16 protein-coding genes and 1 pseudogene are annotated in these 16,131 nt (G+C 72.9%); 13 read left to right on the plus strand and 4 right to left on the minus strand.

The annotated features are described in order from the left end of the window. Positions 1-11: 11 nt before the first annotated feature. Entirely contained in the window at positions 12-533 is a 522-nt protein-coding gene (locus tag LXN57_RS14305) for a MarR family winged helix-turn-helix transcriptional regulator (RefSeq protein WP_251798590.1), read from the plus strand. A 4-nt stretch (positions 534-537) separates the two neighbouring features. Here the strand turns inward: LXN57_RS14305 and LXN57_RS14310 are convergent, their stop codons facing one another. After that, complete coding sequence (locus tag LXN57_RS14310; RefSeq protein WP_251798591.1) at positions 538-1,551, minus strand: sensor histidine kinase; 1,014 nt, start codon at positions 1,549-1,551, stop codon at positions 538-540. On the opposite strand from LXN57_RS14310, the gene LXN57_RS14315 reads away from it, so the two are divergent. Both LXN57_RS14315 and LXN57_RS14320 read left to right on the plus strand, forming a co-directional pair. Further along, positions 1,537-2,226 carry a hypothetical protein gene (locus tag LXN57_RS14315; protein WP_251798592.1) on the plus strand — a complete coding sequence of 230 codons (690 nt, stop codon included), beginning with the start codon at positions 1,537-1,539 and terminating at the stop codon, positions 2,224-2,226. The genes LXN57_RS14310 and LXN57_RS14315 overlap by 15 nt on opposite strands. A gap of 5 nt (positions 2,227-2,231) precedes the next feature. Then, the gene (locus LXN57_RS14320; RefSeq protein WP_251798593.1) at positions 2,232-3,638 is read left to right on the plus strand and encodes a class I adenylate-forming enzyme family protein; all 1,407 of its coding nucleotides are present in this window, start codon (positions 2,232-2,234) and stop codon (positions 3,636-3,638) included. A gap of 84 nt (positions 3,639-3,722) precedes the next feature. Here LXN57_RS14320 and LXN57_RS48330 read toward each other — a convergent pair. Then, a pseudogene (locus LXN57_RS48330) lies at positions 3,723-3,833 on the minus strand (cellulose binding domain-containing protein); the annotation flags it as partial. Positions 3,834-3,853: 20 nt separating this feature from the next. Here LXN57_RS48330 and LXN57_RS14325 point away from each other — a divergent pair. After that, a complete protein-coding gene (locus LXN57_RS14325; protein WP_251798594.1) occupies positions 3,854-4,774 on the plus strand; it encodes a S66 peptidase family protein in 921 nt (306 codons plus the stop codon). Between the two features lie 7 nt (positions 4,775-4,781). On the opposite strand, the gene LXN57_RS14330 is transcribed toward LXN57_RS14325, so the two are convergent. After that, on the minus strand, positions 4,782-5,153 hold the full coding sequence (locus LXN57_RS14330) for a VOC family protein (protein ID WP_251798595.1): 372 nt from the start codon (positions 5,151-5,153) through the stop codon (positions 4,782-4,784). 325 nt (positions 5,154-5,478) lie between these two features. Here LXN57_RS14330 and LXN57_RS14335 point away from each other — a divergent pair, with 325 nt between their 5' ends. From LXN57_RS14335 to LXN57_RS14370, 8 genes are all read left to right on the plus strand, one after another. Beyond that, on the plus strand, positions 5,479-5,991 hold the full coding sequence (locus LXN57_RS14335) for a GNAT family N-acetyltransferase (protein ID WP_251798596.1): 513 nt from the start codon (positions 5,479-5,481) through the stop codon (positions 5,989-5,991). Further along, entirely contained in the window at positions 5,981-6,631 is a 651-nt protein-coding gene (locus tag LXN57_RS14340; protein WP_251798598.1) for a 4'-phosphopantetheinyl transferase family protein, read from the plus strand. The genes LXN57_RS14335 and LXN57_RS14340 overlap by 11 nt, the downstream gene beginning before the upstream one ends. 7 nt (positions 6,632-6,638) lie before the next feature. Beyond that, complete coding sequence (locus LXN57_RS14345; RefSeq protein WP_251798599.1) at positions 6,639-8,576, plus strand: ATP-binding protein; 1,938 nt, start codon at positions 6,639-6,641, stop codon at positions 8,574-8,576. Positions 8,577-8,602: 26 nt separating this feature from the next. Beyond that, the gene (gene lhgD / locus LXN57_RS14350; protein WP_251798600.1) at positions 8,603-9,799 is read left to right on the plus strand and encodes an L-2-hydroxyglutarate dehydrogenase; all 1,197 of its coding nucleotides are present in this window, start codon (positions 8,603-8,605) and stop codon (positions 9,797-9,799) included. 128 nt (positions 9,800-9,927) lie between these two features. Then, entirely contained in the window at positions 9,928-10,746 is an 819-nt protein-coding gene (locus LXN57_RS14355; RefSeq protein ID WP_251798601.1) for an SAM-dependent methyltransferase, read from the plus strand. Beyond that, positions 10,743-12,407, plus strand: a complete 1,665-nt coding sequence (locus LXN57_RS14360) for a putative bifunctional diguanylate cyclase/phosphodiesterase (RefSeq protein ID WP_251798602.1) — start codon at positions 10,743-10,745, stop codon at positions 12,405-12,407. The genes LXN57_RS14355 and LXN57_RS14360 overlap by 4 nt, the downstream gene beginning before the upstream one ends. Before the next feature lie 62 nt (positions 12,408-12,469). Beyond that, on the plus strand, positions 12,470-12,847 hold the full coding sequence (locus LXN57_RS14365; protein ID WP_251798603.1) for a CU044_2847 family protein: 378 nt from the start codon (positions 12,470-12,472) through the stop codon (positions 12,845-12,847). A 232-nt stretch (positions 12,848-13,079) separates the two neighbouring features. Further along, positions 13,080-13,856: an RNA polymerase sigma factor SigF gene (locus tag LXN57_RS14370; RefSeq protein WP_251798604.1), complete on the plus strand. Its 777-nt coding sequence runs from the start codon at positions 13,080-13,082 to the stop codon at positions 13,854-13,856. Positions 13,857-13,908: 52 nt separating this feature from the next. Here the strand turns inward: LXN57_RS14370 and LXN57_RS14375 are convergent, their stop codons facing one another. After that, positions 13,909-14,793 carry an AbfB domain-containing protein gene (locus tag LXN57_RS14375; protein ID WP_251798605.1) on the minus strand — a complete coding sequence of 295 codons (885 nt, stop codon included), beginning with the start codon at positions 14,791-14,793 and terminating at the stop codon, positions 13,909-13,911. Positions 14,794-15,006: 213 nt separating this feature from the next. Between LXN57_RS14375 and LXN57_RS14380 the strand changes: the two genes are divergently transcribed. Then, positions 15,007-16,050: a hypothetical protein gene (locus tag LXN57_RS14380; RefSeq protein ID WP_251798606.1), complete on the plus strand. Its 1,044-nt coding sequence runs from the start codon at positions 15,007-15,009 to the stop codon at positions 16,048-16,050. Positions 16,051-16,131: the final 81 nt, after the last annotated feature.

A 16,131-nucleotide genomic window follows, 5' to 3' on the forward strand; every position in this document is an offset into this window, starting at 1 on the left:
ACTGGGTCGCGGTGGGTGTGGATGAGGGATTCGGCGGCGAGGCGCGGGATTCGGCGGACCGGCACATCGACGCCTGGGGTGACGAACTGCCGTGGCTGGATCCGGTGCAGGAGGCGATCGTCGTCCGGTTGGCCGTGCTGGGGCGGCATCTCACCCAGGCCCGGCGGGCGGCATTGGCCGGCGGCGGTCTGGAGCACGGGCAGTTCAAGATCCTGCTGGCGTTGCGGCGGGGCGGTTCTCCCTATGCGGCGAGCCCGTCGGAGCTGGCGGACCGCCTGGGCCTGACCCGCGGCGCGCTCTCGGCGCGACTGGGTCCGCTGGAACGGGCGGGCCTGATCGAGCGCGGCGCCGAGCCGGGCCACGACCGCCGCCGGGTGCGAGTGCGGCTCACCGCGGCGGGCGACGCCGCCTTCGAACGCCATGCGGCCGCCGAGAATCGGGGCGAGGCGGCGCTGCTGGCCACCCTCGACCCGCACGAACGGCGCACCCTGGCCGACCTGTTGCGCAGGCTGGTGATCGAGGCCTCCCGCTGAGCGGTCAGCGTCGCGCGGCGTAGGCCCGGCGGGGGTGGATCCAGCGCGGGCGCACGGTCGTGGGTACCGGCCGGGATGCGACGGGCAGCGTGACCGTGAACGTGGCGCCCCCGCCGGTACGCCCGGTGGCCGTGACGGCGCCGCCGTGGCTGGTCACCACCTCTTTGATGAGGGCCAGCCCGAGGCCGAAGCGGCGGTCGCCCGCGCCGGCGCCGCGGTGGAAGCGGTCGAACAGCCGGTCGGCGTCCACCGGATCGAAGCCGTCCCCGGTGTCGTGGACGATCAGTTCGGCCCGCTCGTCCCCGGTACGTACGACGACCGAGATCCCGCCGCCCGGGGGAGTGTGGGTGAGGGCGTTGGCCAGCAGTTCGCCGACCACCCGGCGTAGCGCGGAGGCGATGCCGGCGACCTCGACCGGACGGCCCGGCGTGGACAGGTCGATCGTCACGTCGCGTTCGGCGCTGCGGTCGGTCTCGGTGGCCACTGCGGCCTCCGCCAGGGCGGTCAGGTCGACCGGCTCGGTCGGCGGACGGTCGTCGGGCGAGCCGGCCAGCCGGGCCGACAGCAGGAGCTCCTCGACGATCTCACCGAGTCGGCGGGTGCTGCCGACCAGCCGTTCGAGTTCGCGACGGTCAGCCTCGGCGGCTCGCCGGGCGAGCAGCTGGGCCCGGGTGTGCACCTGGGCGATCGGGGTGCGCAACTCGTGGCTGGCGTCCGCGACGAACCGGCGCTGCCGGGACAGGGCCTCGGCCAGCGGGGCCACCGCGCGCTGGGCGACGATCAGTCCCGTGACCAGGGCGGCGAGCAGGCCGATGGCGGCCAGGGCGAATGCCCACAGCAGGTGCCGGCGGTCGGCGAGCTGGTAGCGGGCGTCGAACACGACCTGCATCGCGCCCTCGGCGGTGGCCTGGGTGCGTACGTGATAAACCGTGTCACCGCGAGGAACCGAGGTGATCTCGGTCGGGCCGCCCGCCGCCAGACCCCGGCCTTCGAATCGGTGAACGTGCCCGGGCTCCACTTCGCGGGCACCCTGACCCAGCAGCGCGATTTCAAGAAGTCGACCAGCGGGTTCATCCACGGTTTCCGGTACGGGGTCCGCGCGCTGCACCGCATCCTGGGCGCCCGGCATCACGGGCGGCCGTGGCCGGTCACTCCGCTCGACGACACGCCCGAGGGCATCGCGGCGGCGGTGATCGCCCGGATCAATCGCACCTCGGCCCTGTGGCAGCAGTTCGCCGTGCTCGGCGACGTGGTGACGGTCGCCGGCGGGAAGGCGGCCTACCTCGAGGAGGTGCCGGTCGCGTACTTCGCCTCGGACGAGTTTCCCGCTTACGAGACGGCTTTCGTGGTGACGCTCGAGTACGGGCCGGATCACGACCAGGTGGACCCGTTCGACATCACCGTGCCCCGGATCGCCGAGAACGACGCGGCCGCCGCGCACGACGCCAGCTATCTGCACCCGGTGGTGCGGGCCCACCGCGGCGGCCGGGTGCTCGCCACCCACCACCTCGCCGAGAACCTGGAGAACCACTGGAACCTGCCGGACGTCCACGTCGAACCGCTGATCGTCTTCGTCAAGGCTGTGCTGGCCGACGCGCCCGTTCCGGCCGTGGCGCCGCCGGCTTCTTCGGCTGTGGTGCCGCCGGTGGATTCGGACGCGGCCTCGTCCGCGGCGGAGGCGCGACAGGGATGAGCGGGATGTGGCCCCAGGCCGTGGTCGACCTGCTGGCCGGGGCGGGCGGGCGGACCGTCTTCGAGGACGGCGACCGGCACGTCACCGGGGACAGGATGCTGTCGATGATCCGGCGGATCGCCACCGGGCTGCGCGAGCGCGGTGTCGAGCCGGGCGACGGCGTCGGGTTGCGCCTCGGCGTCACCGCCGAGGCGTTCGCGGCGATCATGGCGGCCTTCGTCGTGGGGGCGCGCGTCTCCGGCGTACGCGATCAGGTCCCGCCGGGGGCATGGTCCACGCTGATCGACGACGAGCAGGTCGCTCGCCTTCTGCGAGCGCCCGACCGTCCCCAGGCCGTGAGGGGGCGGCCCGGTGACATCGCGCGCATCCTGTGGACGAGCGGCAGCACCGGCACGCCCAAGGGCTGTTGCCAGACGTACGCGTCGATGACAGCGGCCTGGGCCGCACACCCGGACCGATGGCCGCCGGCCGTTCGCGCGCTGGCCGCGAGACTGCAGCGCTATCTGGTCTTCGGCTCGCTGACCAGCCAGGTCATGCTCGAGTACGGGGTCCTCACGCTGGCCGCGGGCGGAACGATTGTCGTCGCCCGGCCGCCCGGGTTTCCCGACGCGATCGTGCGCCATCGGGCGACGGCCAGTGTCATCACGGTCGGCAAGCTCCACCAGCTCGTCCGTGACCAGCGGGAACAGCCGGCCGATCTGAGCAGCCTGGGCGCCCTGCTGGTCTCCGGCTCGCCGCTGCCGCCGGGCCGGCTCGCCGAGGCGCTGGAGGTGCTGGGACCGGTGGTCTTCCACGGCTACGGGCAGACCGAGACCGGCATGATCGCCCTGCTCACGCCGGACGAGATGCACGATTCGACCCGGCTCGACTCGGTCGGCCGTTCGCCCGTCGAGGTGCAGGTGCGCGGGCCGGACGAGTCGCGAGACACTGGTCCGCGCGAAGGCGAGATCTACGTGCGCACGCCCGCTCAGGCCTCCTCGTACTGGAACGATCCGGCGGAGACGGCGGCCGTCTTCAAGGACGGCTGGGTGCGGACCCGCGACATCGGCACGGTGGGCGAGGACGGCTACATGCGGCTCACCGGACGAGCCCGCGACGTGATCATCGTTCAGGCCGAGATCGTCTACGCCGGGGCCGTCGAACGCGTGCTGTCCGGCCATCCCGCGGTCGCCGAGGCGTACGTGGTGGGCCGTCCTCACGACCTGACCGGCGAGTCCGTGCACGCTTTCGTCGTGCCGGCGGCGGGAACGGCACCGGATCCGGCCGCGCTGACCCGCCTGGTCGCGACGGAACTGGGGGAGCATGCCGCGCCCAGCACGGTGGCGCTGATCGACCGGGTGCCGGTGGCCGCCAGCGGCAAGCCCGACAAACACGCGCTGCTCGCCGCGGCCGACGCGGTCGCCACGAAGTAGCCCGGCCGTTGCGGCTCAGCGGTGGCGCAGGGCGACCCGTTCAGCGTGAAGGCCGCTGTCTGCGAGAGGACCGCAGCCGGGGCTTCAAGCTTTGGCGCAGGTGTCGCCGTTGAGGAGGAATGAGGTGGGGGCAGCGTTGCTGGATGTCCACCGGCCGAGCACGCCGGCTGTGACGCCGCCGCCGGGCGGGATGCGGTCTGGGTAGGCTGCCGCTCATGATCAGAGCGACCCGACTGGTCGAGGGCGACCTGGTCGCGCTCGTGTCGCCGTCCGGGGCGAGCGAGCCGGGCCGCATCGCCGCCACCGTCTCGGCCCTGGAGAGCTGGGGACTGCGCGTGCGGCTGGGCGCGCACGCGGGTGGGCGGCACGCGTTCTTCGCCGGCCGTGACGACGAGCGCCTGGCCGACCTGAACGACGCGCTGCGGGACCCCGCCGTTCGCGGCGTCTTCTGCCTGCGCGGCGGCTACGGCATGCAGCGCATCGTCGACCGGGTCGACTTCGCCGCCGTGCGCGCCGACCCCAAGGTGGTGATGGGCTTCTCGGACATCACGGCGCTGCACGCGGCACTGTGGCGGGAGGCCGCGCTCGCCACCGTTCACGGCCCGACGGCCGGCCAGTTCGACCGAGGTCCGGAATCCCTGACCGTCAGGGCCGCCCGGCGTGCGGTCACCTCGAACGAGCCGGTTGCGGTCACCGCCACCGCGGACGAGCCCACCTACGCCGTGCGTGTCGACGGCGTTGCCGGCGGAACGCTGCTCGGCGGCAACCTGGCCATGCTCGCCGGCACGGTGGGCACCGCGCACGCCCTGGACCTCGACGGCGCGATCCTGCTGCTGGAGGACGTCGAGGAGGAGCCCTACCGCGTCGACCGCATGCTGGTCCACCTGCGGCGCGCCGGCTGGCTCACCGGCCTGCGCGGAGTCGCCCTGGGTCAGTTCACCAACTGCGTCGACACCAACCCGAACTATCCTCCCGTCGTCGACGTGCTGCGCGAGCAGTTGACCTCGCTGGGCGTGCCCGTGCTCGGGGGCCTGCCGATCGGTCACGGCGCCGAGCAGGTCGCCGTCGGCCTGGGCGTCCCCGCCCGCCTCGACGCCACCGCGGGAACCCTCGTGGTGGAGCCGGCTGTCAGCTGACCGTCCGCTATTTCTCGGCCCAGACGCCCAACTCGTTGCCGCTGGGGTCGGTGAACTGGAAACGGCGGCCGCCGGGGAACTCGTAGGGGCCCTCGACGACCCGGCCGCCCGCGGCCCCGACAGCCTCGACGGAAGCCTCGAGGTCGGACGAGAACAGCAGCACGAGAGGCCCGCCGACGCCGACCGGCTCGCCGGCGCGGAGGCCGCCGACCTCGCCCTCGGCGCTGCCGGCCCGCCGGATGCCGGCGTACTGCGGGCCGTAGTCGTTGAACTGCCAGCCGAACGCCTCGGCGTAGAAGCGCTTGGCCGCCGCGAGATCGCCGACCGTGATCTCGATGTAGTCGATGGTGTGGTGCTGGTGCGTCGTCTGCTCAGTCATGCCCGGCATTCTGCGCGGGGGGTACGACACTTTTGCCGGCCGGAAGAGCGGCGACGAGCGGACGCGGCCGGGCCCGTCTTGCCCCGCCCGGGATCGTCGCTTAGCTTAGCCTCACCTAATCGAACGTGAGGCCCGACATGTTCTACTCGATCCATGCCGTTCGCCGTGCTGCCGCCGTGCAGTTCCTCATCGGGAACGTCCCGCCGGCGATCCCGGAAGCCGCCGAGGCCGGAAGCTGAGCGTGTCGTCGCGTGAGGTGGCGGCGGGTCCCGTTGCGGCCGGGCCTCCGCCGGTTCCTGTTCTGTCGCCACCCTGGAGTGTCCGTTTGCTGACCGCCGGCGACGAGGACGCCGGGCTGGTCAGCCGATGGATGGGTGAGCCGCACGTCGAGCGTTTCTGGGAGCAGGCGTGGCCGCCCGGCCAGTGGGCGGAAGCGCTGGCCCGGCAGCTCGCCGGCGACTGCTCGAGGCCGCTTCTCATCTCGTACGAGGGAGAGCCCTTCGCCTACGTCGAGATCTACCGGACGCCGCGCGACGTGGTCGGCCTGCACTACGACACCGACCCGCACGATCTGGGGGTGCACCTGGCGATCGGCGACCAGGAGCGCACCGGCCGGGGCGCGGGCCGGGCCATGGTGGTGGCGATCGCCGAGGGCCTGGCCCGCGCCGACCCGTGCTGCCGGCGGTTGCTGGCCGACCCCGACGAGCGCCACGCCATGGCCCGCCGCATGTTCCTGAGCGCCGGTTTCCGGGTGCTGAGCATCAGCGATCTCGGCCACAAGCGGGCCGCTTTGCACGTGCGCGATCTGCGGGGGCAGACTGCTCAACATGATCACTGAGGTCCTGCCGGTCGGCCGCACCGGCTGGGCCGAGCGGTTCGACCACGCCCCGAGCGACCTGTTCCCGCAGGAGGAGGCGCTGGTCGCCCGGGCCGTCGAGAAGCGCCGCCGCGAGTTCGCCACCGGGCGGTGGTGCGCGCGGCGGGCGCTGGCCCAGCTCGGCGTCGCGCCGGCGCCGATCCTGACAGGGGGACGGGGAGCGCCCGGGTGGCCGCCCGGCATCGTCGGGTCGATCACGCACTGCCCGGGCTACGCGGCGGCCGTCGTGGGGCGGAGCGACCGGGTGGCGACCATCGGGATCGATGCCGAGCCCGACGAACCGCTGCCGGAAGGCGTACTGGGAGCAATTTCGCTGCCCGCCGAGCGCGACCGGCTCGCCCGGCTGGAGCCCGGCGGGGTGTCCTGGGAGAGGCTGCTGTTCTGCGTGAAGGAGGCCGTCTACAAGGCGTGGTTCCCGCTCACGCAGCGCTGGCTCGACTTCACCGAGGCCGACGCCGAGCTGCGCCCGGACGGCTCGTTCACCGTGCGGCTGCTGGTCGACGGGCCGGTGAGCGGATTCCGGGGTCGCTGGCGGGCGGAGCACAGTCTGCTGGTCGCGGCGATCGTCGTGCCCTCAGCTGAGGCCCGGAGCGGCCGATAGGACGATCGTGCCGGAACAGGTCTATCTTCTCGGCAACCTGGTGATCATGGTCGCCTACGCCGCGATCATGCTGGCGATCATCGTGCCGGTTGCCCGTGCGCGCCAGCTGTGGACCAACAAGCTGGGCGTGGCGACCGCGATGATCTTCTTCACCTGCTCGGTGGGGCACGGGTTGCACGCGTTCATGGCGATCCGCGATCTCGACCATCCCGGCGGGCACCTCGCCGGCGGCTGGATCTGGCCGGCGGCGGTCTGGGACGCCCTCACCGCGGCCGTCGGCATCTACTACTGGACGCTGCGCCGCAGCTACAAGGTGCTGCTCCACGGCGGCACGATCTACAGCTCGCCCGGCGAGCAGCACCGCCTGGCCGAGGCCGACGCCCGCGAGCTGGACGCCCGCAACGCCGCCGAGAAGCATCGTGGCTTCCTGGCCGCGGTGGTCGAGCACACCGACGACGCGATCATCGGCGTCAACCTCGAGGGCCGGGTCACCGCCTGGAACCGGGGCGCCGAGCGGCTGTTCGGCTTCAACGCGGGCTCGGTGATCGGCCAGCCGATGTCCATCTTCTCGGGCGACGCCGGCGCCGCAGCCGATCAGACGGCGGTGATCGCCCGGATCCGCCACGGCGAACCGCGCATCCACTACGAGGCCCGCCGGGTGCATCGCAACGGCTCGCCGCTCGAACTGTCGATCAACGTCACGCCGATCAAGGACGCGGCCGGCGCGGTCACCGGCGCGTCGATCACCGCCCGCGAGATCAGCGCGCTCAAGGAGGCGGCCGACCAGCGCCGGGTCGCCGACGAGCAGGCCCATCAGGCGCAGCGGATGCAGAGCCTGGGCAACCTGGCCGGCGGGATGGCCCACGACTTCAACAACATCCTGGCCATCATCGTGAACTACACCGAGTTCGCGATCGAGGACACCGCGGACAAGCCCGGTGTGCAGCAGGATCTTCAGCACGTGCGGGCGGCGGCCGACCGTGCCATGGGCCTGACCCGGCAGCTGCTCACGTTCACCCGGGGCGACCGCGCCCAGCCGCAGGACCTCGACCTCAACGCCGCGCTGACCGAGGCGCGTGAGGCGTTCGCGGCCGTCGTAGGGGACGGGATCACCATCGTCGGCCGGCCCGCGTCCGGGCCGCTCGCCGTGCGCGCCGATCCCGCGCAGCTCCAGCAGGTGCTCCGGATCCTGGCCGCGAACGCGCGGGACGCCATGCCCGACGGCGGCACGCTGGTGCTCGAGGCCAACACCGCCGAGATCTCGGCCGACGCCCGAGGGCCGCAACCCGCGCTGCCACCCGGCACGTACGCCCGGCTGCTGGTCAGCGACACCGGAACCGGCATGGCGCCCGAGGTCGCCGAGCGCGTGTTCGAGCCGTTCTTCACCACCCGGCCCGGCCAGGGCGCCGGCCTGGGGCTGTCCACCGCGTACGGGATCGTCAGCGAGGCCGGCGGCTCGATCGCCGTCTACTCCGAGCCCGGCGTCGGCACGACGTTCCGCGTCTATTTGCCGCTGGTAGCCGCGCCCGCGCCGCCCGAGCGCCGCGAACAGCCGCCGCCCGGTGACGGCCGCACGGTCGTGGTCGTCGAGCACGAGCCCCCGCTGCTGCGAGCGGCCACCCGCATCCTGACCGGGGCCGGCTACCGGGTCATCGCGGCCGCCACCGGACCCGAGGCGCTGGTGGTGATCGGCGACCGGGACGTCGACGTGGTGGTCACCGACGTGGTGATGCCCGACATGACCGGGCCCCGGCTGGCCGAACTGCTGCGGGAGCGGCAACCCGGGCTGCCGGTGGTGTTCATGTCCGGCTACAGCAGCGGGATGCTCGACGTGACCGGGGCGCTCGACCCGCGGGCGCCGTTCGTCGAGAAGCCGTTCACCGCCCAGGACCTGCTGCACGAGGTGCACGACGCGCTGGCCGGGCGTACCCGGTCGGCGGTCTGACGCGACCTTGGTGTAGACCCTCATGCATGGCGGATGAGGTCGTCGGGGTCGTCGGCGCGGGCATAGTGGGGCTGGCCGTCGCGCGTGAGGTGACGCGGCGCCGGCCCGGCACACGGGTGGTCGTGTTCGAGAAGGAGGACCGCGTCGCGGCCCACCAGACTGGGCACAACTCCGGGGTGGTGCACGCCGGCATCTACTACACCCCGGGCAGCCTCAAGGCCCGCCTGTGCACTCGGGGCGGGGCCCTGCTGCGGGAGTACTGCGCGGAGCGCGGCATCGCGTACGAGGAATGCGGCAAGCTGGTCGTCGCCGTCACCACCGGGGACGTGGCCCGGCTCGACGCGCTGGCGGCCCGGGCCGAGAGCAACCAGGTGCGCGGTCTGCGCCGGATCGGCCCGGACGGGATCCGCGAGATCGAGCCGCACGCCACCGGGCTGGCCGCGCTGCACTCGCCGCACACCGCGATCACCGACTTCCCCGGGATAGCGCGGGCGTTCGCCGGCGACGTCGTGGCCGGCGGCGGCGAGGTGCGGTTCGGCTTCCGCGTCACCGGCATCACCGAAGGCAGCCGGCTCGTCGTGTCGTCGGCGTCGGATCAGGTGCCGGTGGACCGCCTGATCATCTGCGCCGGAATCCACAGTGACCGGGTGGCCCGGCTGGCCGGGGACGCCGCCGCCCCGCGCATCGTGCCGTTCCGCGGCGAGTACATGAAGGTCCGCCCGCCGAAGTCGGGCCTGGTGCGGGGCATGATCTATCCGGTCCCCGACCCGCGCTACCCGTTCCTGGGCGTGCACTTCACCCGCCGGGTCAACGGTGAGCTCGAGGTGGGGCCGAACGCCGTGCTGGCCACCGCGCGCGAGGGCTACCGCCGGGGCGACGTGTCGGCGCGCGACCTGGCCGGGATAGCGGGCTGGCCGGGCATGTGGCGGATGGCCGCGAAGCACTGGAAGACCGGCGTGCGCGAGATGTACGGCTCGGTCTCCAAGCGCGCCTACATGAAGGCGGCCCGCCGCTATGTGCCCGAGATCGTCGCGGCCGATGTCGTGCGGGCGGGTTCCGGCGTACGGGCCCAGGCGCTCGACCGGGACGGCAGCCTCGTCGACGACTTCCGCATCCACCGCCTGGGCGCCGTGACCGCCGTGCGCAACGCGCCCTCGCCCGCCGCGACCTCCAGCCTGGCCATCGCCGAATACGTGGCCGACGCGTCAGGCTTCGAGGCGTAGCCAGACCCGCAGCGGGCCGGCCGTGCCGAAGCAGGCGGGCAGGACCGTGCGAAAGCAGGCGGGCAGGACCGAGCGTGCCTCCACTTTGGGCAGTAGGCTGTTTGCTGCCCGCGTGGGAGGGGACTCAAATGACCGAATCGTACGGATGGGTGCCGGAAGGCGTCGACATCACCGTGCCCGACGCGTCGCGCGTGTACGACTACGCGCTGGGCGGGGTGCACAACTTCGCCGTCGACCGCGAGTTCTGGCATCGGGCCGAGAAGATGTTTCCCGACGCACGGCTGGTGGCGCGGGCCAACCGCGCCTTCCTGGGCCGGGCCGTGCGGCGGCTGACCGGGCTCGGCGTCCGCCAGTTCCTCGACATCGGGTCGGGCATCCCCACGCTCGGCAACGTGCACGAGGTCGCTCAGGAGGCCGACCCCGAGGCCCGGGTCATGTACGTCGACATCGACCCGATCGCCGTGCAACAGAGCCGCAGCCTGCTCGCGGGCAACCCGTACGCCCGGGTGATCCAGGGCGACCTGCGCAAGCCCGACGACATCCTGTACCACCCCGACGTGCTCGACCTGTTCGACTTCTCCGAGCCGGTGGCCGTGCTCACCGTGGCCGTGCTGCATTTCGTGCCCGATTCGGCCGGCCCGGCCGGCATCCTGCGCCGGCTCGGCGAACCCCTGGTCTCCGGCAGCCACCTCGTCATCTCGCACCTCGGCCCGGACGCGACGCCCGCGGGCCGCGCGGCGCAGGAACAGGCCCGCCGGCTCTACGAGAAGACGCCGACCCCGGTCGTCATCCGCACCCGCGAGCAGATCGCCGCGCTCATCGGCGGCGAGTTCGAGCTGCTGCCGCCGGGCGTGGTCGGCTCGGCCGAGTGGCATCCCGACCCCGACGAGGCCGGCGACCCGCCGCAGCCCACGGCGCTGGTGGCGATCGCGCGGAAGCGGTCGTGACCTCGTACGCCGCGCTGACCGACGACTGGTTGCGCGGGGTGGTGGCGGCGGGGTTCGTCCCGGGCGTCCGGGCCCGGGCGCGTTCCGCCCTCGAGGATCTGCTGGAAGAATTCGTGGCCGCGGTCCGCGCCGAGCCCTTCGACCCGGCGCCCGGCCGCCGCATCGGGGCCGAGCTGGTCGATCTGCGCATGTCCGCGCCCCCGGTGCTCGGCACGACCGTCCACCTGCTCGCCGGGCGGTTGCCCGCACTGCTCGACGGCGACGGCGACGGCGAGCGCCAACGCGTCCTCGCCCTGCTGGAAAGCCTGGTCGTAGGCTTCGTGGCCGCCCAGCGCGACCTGGCGGTGCGGGCCGCCGAAGAAATGAACCGGTCGGAGAAGATCCATTGGCGCGCCGTCCAGCTCGACCTGCAGCGGCGCCTCCAGCAGGCCCTGCTCCACCGCCCCGACACCGGCCTGCCCAACGAGCAGCACCTGCGCAAGACCCTGGCCGAGCTCGGCGGTGGTCGCAGCGGACTGCTGCTGCTCGGCCTCGACCGCCTCGACGAGCTGGCCGACACTCTCGGCGACGACCGGAGCGCCCGGCTGCTGACGTCGGTCGCGCGGCGGTTGCGGCCGCTGGGCATCCTGGCCCACCTCTCGGCCGACGTGTTCGCCGTCCTGACGCCCGGCACGACCGGGCCGGACGACGTGCTCAAGGTGGCCGACCAGGCGCTCCGTCTGCTCGACGCCCCGTTCCCGATCGACGGTCACGACCTGCACGTCACCGCCCACGCCGGCCTGGTCGAGCGCCCGGCGGCGGGCTCCGATCCCGACGGCTGGCTGCACGACGCCCGGCTCGCCCTGCGCTGGGCCCGCCAGGACGGCTTCGGCCCGGCCCTGTTCGACCCGGTCCGCGCCGACGAGGAGCGCCGCCGGCATCACCTCGCGGCCGAGATGCCCGCCGCCCTCACCCGCGGCGAGTTCACCCTGTACTACCAGCCTCTGCTGCGCCTGGCCGACCGCGCGGTGATCGGCGTCGAGGCCCTGGCCCGCTGGTCGCGGCCCGGCGACGGCCTCGTCATGCCGCTGCATTTCATCCCGGTCGCCGAACGCACCGGCCTGATCCGTCCGCTCGGCCGCCACCTGCTCGAACTGGCCTGCCGCCGGGGCGCCGCCGAGCCCGGCCTGCTGATCAGCGTCAACCTGTCACCGGTCCAGCTACGCGACCCGGGCCTGGTCGCCTCGGTGGCCGACATCCTGCACCGCACCGGCCTGCCGGCCGCCCGCCTCCAGCTCGAGATCACCGAGACGGCCGAGACGCTGCACCACCGTCCGGCGCTGGCCGGCCTGGCCGCGCTCGGCATCCGCCTGGCGCTCGACGACTTCGGCACCGGCTACTCCAGCCTGGCCGTCCTCGCCACGCTGCCGTTCACCGAGGCCAAGCTGGCCGGCGAGTTCCTGCGCGACACCCGGCGCCGCGACGTGCTCGGCCATATCATCGACACCTGCCACGCCCTGGGTATGACCGTCACCGCGGAGGGCATCGAGACCCCGGAACAGGAGCGGTTGCTGCGCGAGCTCGGGTGCGACCACGGTCAGGGCTACCACCTGGGCCGTCCACGGGCCGGGCTCCCGCACAGCGTCCCCCTCGCAGCGAGTGATCGGACAGACAGCCGATAGTGCCGGACCGGTCGACGGAGGATGCTCGGCTGACCCGACAAAACACCCAGGAGGGATGAGACGTGCCCAGCGAGCTCATGCAGGTCCAGGCCGACGACGGCAGCACCGTGCTGATCGAGATCGACACCCCGGACGCCGGCTCCGGCGAGGTGGCCTTCGACGGCCGGATCTTCAAGGCGCGCGAGACGCTCGAGCAGGCACTGGCCGGCGTGCGCGGCATCGCGCTCAAGGCGCTCGACACGTTCCGCGCGGGCGAGACCGCGCCGGAGTCGATCGAGCTCGAGTTCGGCGTGAAGTTCAAGGCCGAGGCCGGCTCCGCGGTGTTCGCCCGCACCGCGGCCGAGGGGCACATCGTGGTCCGCATGTCGTGGTCGGGCGGCGCCCACCCGGTGGGCCGTCCGGCTTTCGACGGCGGTGACGAGGACCCTTACCCGGGATGAACGAGCCACGCCGGCGGGCCCGGGCCGACATTCCGGACACCGACGTGCGGGGCGGCGGGTTCCTAGTACTTAACGGACGACAATGAAAGTAGTTCTTTCGGTTGGTCGGTCAGTCGTCCGATGAGCTAGTGTCACAGCGTTGAGCGACGGATGACGCGCACCGGTCCGGCCGGAGTCTGCGCGTCAGTGGTGGGGACGTCCGGCAGCTCAGCTGTGAAGTGAAGGACCATCCATGACCACAACCGCAAAGACAAGAGTCCACCGCACGGGCGACGCCGCCGAGCTCATCACCGCCTTGGCCGCCCTGCCGGCCGAGCATCCGTCCCGGCCCGGGCTCCGGGACCGCACGGTCGAGGCGTGGCTGCCGCTGGCACGCCATCTCGCCCAGCGCTACGCCAACCGCGGCGAGCACATCGACGATCTGTTCCAGACCGCGACGGTGGGCCTGCTGAAGGCCGTCGACCGGTTCGACCCCGATTTCGGCGTGGACTTCGCGGGCTACGCCATCCCGACGATCGTCGGGGAGATCAAGCGGCACTTCCGTGACCGCACCTGGTCGATCCGGGTGCCGCGTCGTCTGCAGGAGATGCGGCTGGCCATCACGGCGGCCAACAGCGCGCTCACGCAGACCCTCGGCCGTTCGCCGACCGTCGCGGACATCGCCGCTCACCTGAAGGTCACCGAGGAGGACGTGCTCGAAGGCCTCGAGGGTGGCCGTGCGTACTCGGCCACGTCGTTGTCGACGCCGGCCGGTCCGGACGGCAGCCTCGAGCTGGGGGAGACCCTGGGCAGCGAGGACCACGAGTTCGAGCTGGCCGAGGCCCGGATCGCGCTCGGCCCCGCGATGACGTCGTTGAGCCGGCGTGAGCAGCGCATCATCACCCTGCGTTTCTACGGCAACCTGACGCAGACGGAGATCGCCGAGCAGGTCGGCGTCTCCCAGATGCACGTGTCCCGGATCATCGCCCAGGCGCTGGCCAAGTTGCGCCGCCAGCTGGCCGCAGGCTGACCGCTTCCGGGGTCCGTGCAGACGACGCCCTGTGTAGATCGTCAGTGGACGATCAGACCGGGCTGCGGACGACGAAGGCCGTGGCGCCGCGGCGTGACAGCCGTACGCCGTCGTCGCCGGCGGCGAGGAACTGGCCCGGGTAATTCACCGATTCGAGGACGAGAGCGGCGCCGTCGCGCACCGGCCGCGAGCAGAACGTGGCGTCCCGGTCGAACAGGTCGGAGCCGTCGCGGCGGTCGAGGCGCAGCACGAAGTCACGGTGCCGCAGGAAGAAGCCGGGGAAGTTGGCGGCCTCCAAGGAGAAACAACCGTCGTCGGCGAGCCCCCGGCGAACCGTGAAGCGGGCGTCGTCGCGGCCGTCGCCGATGGGGTCGAGGCGGGCCACGAAATTGCGGTGGCGCAGGCGGTAGCCCGGGCGGTCGGCGAGTTCGAGACCGACCGTCGCGCCGGCCGTGAGGCGAGGAGCCGCGACCGTCGGCGTGGTCGAGGGTGGGCGGCTCGTGGGCCTCGTCGTCTGCGCCTTCTCGGCCGGACGGGTGACGGCCCGGTGGTGGGCGGGCGTGCGGATCACCGAGCCGGGGTCGCTGCTGGTCGGGGAGGGTTGTACCGAGACCGGGTCGGTCGGGTCGAGCGGCGGCACCACCATGCGCTGGGCGAGCGAGGTGGCGCCGGGGTCGCCGTCGCTCAGGGCGAGCGCGGCCAGCCCGGTCACCGCGATCAGCGTGCCGGTGGCCAGCGCCGCCATCGCGCGCCGGCTGGTGGAGCCCCGTCCGTGCGACGGGGATGAGGTGGGCCAGAAACCCGCGGGCAGCGCCCGGCGGGCCACCGAGCCGAGCTTGTTCGGGGGAGCAGGCGGGCGCAAGGGCCCGTTCGCGTCGCGATAGGGCGGGACCCAGCCGCCGATCCGCAGGCGGTCCTGGCTGTCCTCGTCGGGCATTTTTGCAATCCGCTCCGCGCCATCGGCTAAGACACTTTTAAGCTGACGGAAAGGCATTCTTACGGTGAAATCAGCTAAGGGCAAGGGCTGTGTGCGATCGGGCAGACACCGAGCGGACGCATCCTCATCGAACCGCTGGCTGATCTCGTTCGTACTCCCCGGTGACGGCGCCCGGGTTGGCGGGCCGCCGCGGCCGCACCGAGGAGGCGCGCGATGGACGGCACCGCCCTCCCTCCGCCCAGTGACACCCAGCAGACCGACACGTACGACACCAGCACGTACGCGGAACCGGTGGAGGAGCCCGCCCGGCCCGCCACCGTGGCCTTCCCCCGGATCTCCGACTACTGGCCCGACGAGACGGGCGCAGCGTCGGCACCGTCCGAACCGTCTGAACCGTCCGAACCGGAGAAGACCGAGCCCCGGCGCCGCTGGCGATGGGTCGCCGGAGCGGCCGGCGCCGTGCTCGTCCTCAGCGCCGGCGGGGTCGCCTTCGCCCGGCTGACCAGCGCCGACGAACCCGCGCCGGCGCCCACCGCGACCACCGGCCGCGGCATCATCGTCGGTGGCGCGCCGAACCCGCCGGTGTCGATCGCACCGGCGCCCACCTCGGCCGCCGCCACGACACCGCCCAGCTCGGCCCCGGCGTCGCCGCCACCCCCGCCCGGTCCCGCCTTCGCGGCCGGCACCTTCGTGCTGGCCTCCGACCTCACCGAGCTCAACGTCACGCTCGGGCGCCCGGCGAGCAACGGCGTGGCCCGGGTCGGCTCGCCCGACGACAGTGGCCTCGTGCCCGACGCCGCCCTCGACGGCACCACCCTGAAGCTGACCGCCGACCGCAAGCGCGACGGGTCGGGCCAGGTCGACGTGGTGCTCGACGAGCGGATCGCCTGGTCCGTGCGGATGGACGGCGGCGTCGAGCGGGGCATGTTCGCGATGGCCGGCGGCAAGGTGCGCGACTTCTACTTCGAGGGCGGCGCCGACCGGCTCGAGCTGACCCTGCCCCGCCAGGAACGCCAGATCGAGATCCGGATGGCCGGCGGCGTGCACCGCTGGCGCATCGGGACCGAGGGGGAGTTCCCGGTCCAGGTCAAGATCCGAAAGGGAGCCGGCTCGGTCGACCTGAACGGCGACCGCGACCAGGGCGTCGACCGGGGCGAGACGCTGCGTTCGCAGGGTTCGGACGCGAAGTCGGGCGGCCTGCGGATCGAGGCGGTGTCCGGCATCGGCTCACTTTCGGTGGCGCCCATCGAGCCGTAATGCGGCTTTCCTCCGGGCGGGGTTGCGGCACGCCTACCCGTTGCGGGAGAGTCCACGGAGTTGCGCCGGGGGGAATGCACT

Origin of the sequence: Paractinoplanes hotanensis (genome assembly GCF_023717965.1) — a bacterium.
GTDB lineage: Bacteria > Actinomycetota > Actinomycetes > Mycobacteriales > Micromonosporaceae > Actinoplanes > Actinoplanes polyasparticus.

Bases quoted from the DNA above. Each gene is read 5' to 3' on its own strand.
- LXN57_RS14320 (WP_251798593.1), top strand. From the start codon at position 2,232: ATGTGGCCCCAGGCCGTGGTCGACCTGCTGGCCGGGGCGGGCGGGCGG.
- LXN57_RS14330 (WP_251798595.1), bottom strand. From the start codon at position 5,153: ATGACTGAGCAGACGACGCACCAGCACCACACCATCGACTACATCGAG.
- LXN57_RS14380 (WP_251798606.1), top strand. From the start codon at position 15,007: ATGGACGGCACCGCCCTCCCTCCGCCCAGTGACACCCAGCAGACCGAC.
- LXN57_RS14375 (WP_251798605.1), bottom strand. From the start codon at position 14,793: ATGCCCGACGAGGACAGCCAGGACCGCCTGCGGATCGGCGGCTGGGTC.
- LXN57_RS14355 (WP_251798601.1), top strand. From the start codon at position 9,928: ATGACCGAATCGTACGGATGGGTGCCGGAAGGCGTCGACATCACCGTG.
- LXN57_RS14340 (WP_251798598.1), top strand. From the start codon at position 5,981: ATGATCACTGAGGTCCTGCCGGTCGGCCGCACCGGCTGGGCCGAGCGG.
- LXN57_RS14370 (WP_251798604.1), top strand. From the start codon at position 13,080: ATGACCACAACCGCAAAGACAAGAGTCCACCGCACGGGCGACGCCGCC.
- lhgD (WP_251798600.1), top strand. From the start codon at position 8,603: ATGGCGGATGAGGTCGTCGGGGTCGTCGGCGCGGGCATAGTGGGGCTG.
- LXN57_RS14325 (WP_251798594.1), top strand. From the start codon at position 3,854: ATGATCAGAGCGACCCGACTGGTCGAGGGCGACCTGGTCGCGCTCGTG.